Genomic DNA, 2,785 nt, shown 5'->3' on the forward strand with positions numbered 1-2,785 from the left:
ACCTATCGCTTCATCGATGCCGTGCTGGACGAGATCGCGGCGATGCACGCCGCCGCCGGCGTTCCGCTCAGGACCTATCATATCGGCGCGGACGAGACGGCAGGCGCCTGGTCCGGCTCGCCGGCTTGCCAGGCCCTGATGACAAAGACCGGCCTCAAGGTCGCCGAGCTTGGCCCGATGTTCATCGAACGGGTCTCCAGCTCCCTCGCCGGCAAGAATATCGCGGTCGCAGGCTGGAGCGACGGGCTCGATCATGTGGACCCGACAAAGATGCCCGGCCGGGTCCAGTCGGACATCTGGAGCGACCTGTTCACGGCCGCGCCGGCCGATGCCAACCGCGCCGCCAATCTTGGCTGGAAGTCGGTTATCGCCGTCCCGAACGTGCTCTATCTCGACATGCCCTATGCTCCCAATCCGCTTGAACGCGGCTATGACTGGGGGACGCGCGGCGTCGACACCTTCTCGGTGTTCAGCTTCATGCCGGATAACCTTCCGGCCAATGCATCGGTGAAAACCGACATTCACGACAAGCCGACGACCGTGACTGACACCGTGGCGCTGAAGACCGGCCGCTCGATCACCGGTGCTCAAGGCAATCTGTGGAGCGAGACCGTCCGCCGCGATTCGATCGCCGATTACATGCTCTTCCCGCGCCTGCTCGCGCTGGCAGAGCGTAGCTGGCACCGAGGCCCGTGGGAGCCGGCTTATAACGCCGGGACATCCTACGCTTACGGTGACGGCAAGGTCGATACGCCGGCGCTCGACAGCGACTGGGCAAGCTTCGCCTCGAAAATGCCGTTCCAGCTCGCAAGTCTCGAACGGGCGGACGTCATTTACCGCCTTGCCCCTCCGGGCGCGCACGTTGTCGGCGGCATGCTCGAGGCGAACAGCGAATTTCCTGGCCAGACGATCGAGTACCGGGTCAACGGCGGCGGCTGGACACGTTACGCCGATGCGGTCCGCGTGAGCGGCACGGTGGAGCTGCGAACGCGGTCCTTCGACGGGCGGCGGACCAGCCGCATCGTCCAGGTGAAAGGAAGCTAGGCGGGCTGCAGCGCAGCGGCGACGCCCGCCGCCGTCGCCTCATCGGCCAGGATGTGAAGACGGCCGCCTTCGGATCGCACCACTGCCCTTGCACCGAGCCGGTTCAAAGCGGCGTCGTCGACGGTCGCGCCATCGCCCAGCCCGACGATCAGCCGGCCGGACCGGCGCTCCACGCTCCGCACGTTGTCGGAGCCGCCAAGCGCTGCCAGCCAGTCGCCGCCACCCGTGGCCGGAAATGAAGCGCCGCCGCGCAGGGCCGCCCGGATCTCTCCGGCAACCTGGTCCGCGATCGGGCCGAGCACGACCTGAAGCGCGTCGCCGCCGGGCCTGACGAAGCCCCGGGCGCCCAATGACCGCAAGGTCGGCTCGTCGATTGCATCGGGATCGTTCAGCGTCAGCCGCAGCCGTGTCATGCAGGCGTTGACGCTCTTGAGGTTCGCTGCCCCGCCCAGCGCGAGCGCAAAATCGCCGCCGCGGCTGCCCGTGCTGACAACCTCCGGCGATGCAGCGTCCTCGACGGCCTCTCGTCCCGGCGTCTTCAGGTCGAAGCGGCGGATGCACCAGCTGAACGAGGCATAATAAACAGCGAAGTAGAGCAGGCCGACCGGGATCAGGAGCAATGGCCGCGTCGACAGCCCGAAGTTGAGGCCATAATCGAACAGCCCGGCCGAAAAGCCGAATCCGAGCTTCACGCCCAGCAGGTTCATGACCACCATCGAGACGCCGGTGAGTACCGCATGCAAAAGGTAGAGCGCCGGCGCCAGGAACATGAAGCTGAATTCGATCGGCTCGGTCACTCCGGTGAGGAACGAGGTCAGCGCAAGCGACAGGAACATGCCGCCAACAGCCTTCCGCCGCTCCGGCAAGGCCGCGCGGTACATCGCCAGGCACGCCGCCGGCAGCCCGAACATCATCACTGGAAAGAAGCCAGCCATGAAGGCGCCGGCGGTCGGATCGCCCGCGAAGAAGCGGTTGAGGTCGCCGGTCTTGCCGTGGAAATCGCCGATGATGAACCAGGTGATGTTGTTGATGATATGGTGCAGCCCGGTGACGATCAGCAGGCGGTTCAGCAGGCCATAGGCGAACAAGCCGACGTTCCCGGACGCAACAACTGCTCGGCTGAGCTGGTCGATGCCGCTTTCGAGATAGGGATCGCCATATCCGAACAGGAAAGCCCCGATCAGGCCGACCGCGCCGGCCGCGATCGGCACGAACCGACGGCCGCCGAAGAATGCAAGATAATCCGGCAGCTTGATGTCGCTGAACCGGTTGTAGAGCAACCCCGCTGCGACGCCGGACAGGATGCCGGCCGGAACGCTCAGTTTATCGAGTTGCTTGGCCTTCCATGCCGCAGTGGCGAGATCCTTGCTGGCCTGGTCCGCGAAGCTCGCGGTTACATCGGGGGTGACGTGAAGCAATGCCTTCGCGCCCTCGGTAAGGACGAGGAAGCAGACAGCGCCTGCGAGTCCCGCGGCGCCATGGTTCTCCCGCGCAAGGCCGACCGCGACGCCGATCGCGAACAAAAGGCCAAGATGCGAGAAGATGGCGTCGCCCGCTGCAGCGACGAAGGCGATGTTGAGCAGATCAGGCTGGCCGAGCCGAAGCAGCATGCCGGCGATCGGCAAGACCGCGATTGGGAGCATCAGCGCCCGGCCGAGCGGCTGCAGCTTGTCAAGGCGCAGCTGGATCATCGTTCATCTCCCTGCAGCAGCTCGGCTGCGAGCGCGCGCACCTGCGCAGC

2 protein-coding genes are annotated in these 2,785 nt (G+C 65.8%); one reads left to right on the top strand and one right to left on the bottom strand.

What is annotated here, in order from left to right; all coding sequences use genetic code 11:
- Positions 1-1,044: family 20 glycosylhydrolase (locus JOZ79_RS03985; RefSeq protein WP_294070916.1), on the top strand; the 1,044-nt coding region annotated here is incomplete at its 5' end.
- Here JOZ79_RS03985 and nagE read toward each other — a convergent pair.
- Complete coding sequence (nagE, locus tag JOZ79_RS03990; RefSeq protein WP_294070919.1) at positions 1,041-2,735, bottom strand: N-acetylglucosamine-specific PTS transporter subunit IIBC; 1,695 nt, start codon at positions 2,733-2,735, stop codon at positions 1,041-1,043. The two genes, JOZ79_RS03985 and nagE, sit on opposite strands and share 4 nt — an antisense overlap.
- Between the last annotated feature and the right edge of the window lie 50 nt (positions 2,736-2,785).

It is taken from the genome of Sphingomonas sp. (genome assembly GCF_019242355.1).
Taxonomy (GTDB): domain Bacteria; phylum Pseudomonadota; class Alphaproteobacteria; order Sphingomonadales; family Sphingomonadaceae; genus Sphingomicrobium.

Coding starts and splice junctions, on each gene's coding strand:
- nagE (WP_294070919.1), bottom strand. CDS start 2,735: ATGATCCAGCTGCGCCTTGACAAGCTGCAGCCGCTCGGCCGGGCGCTG.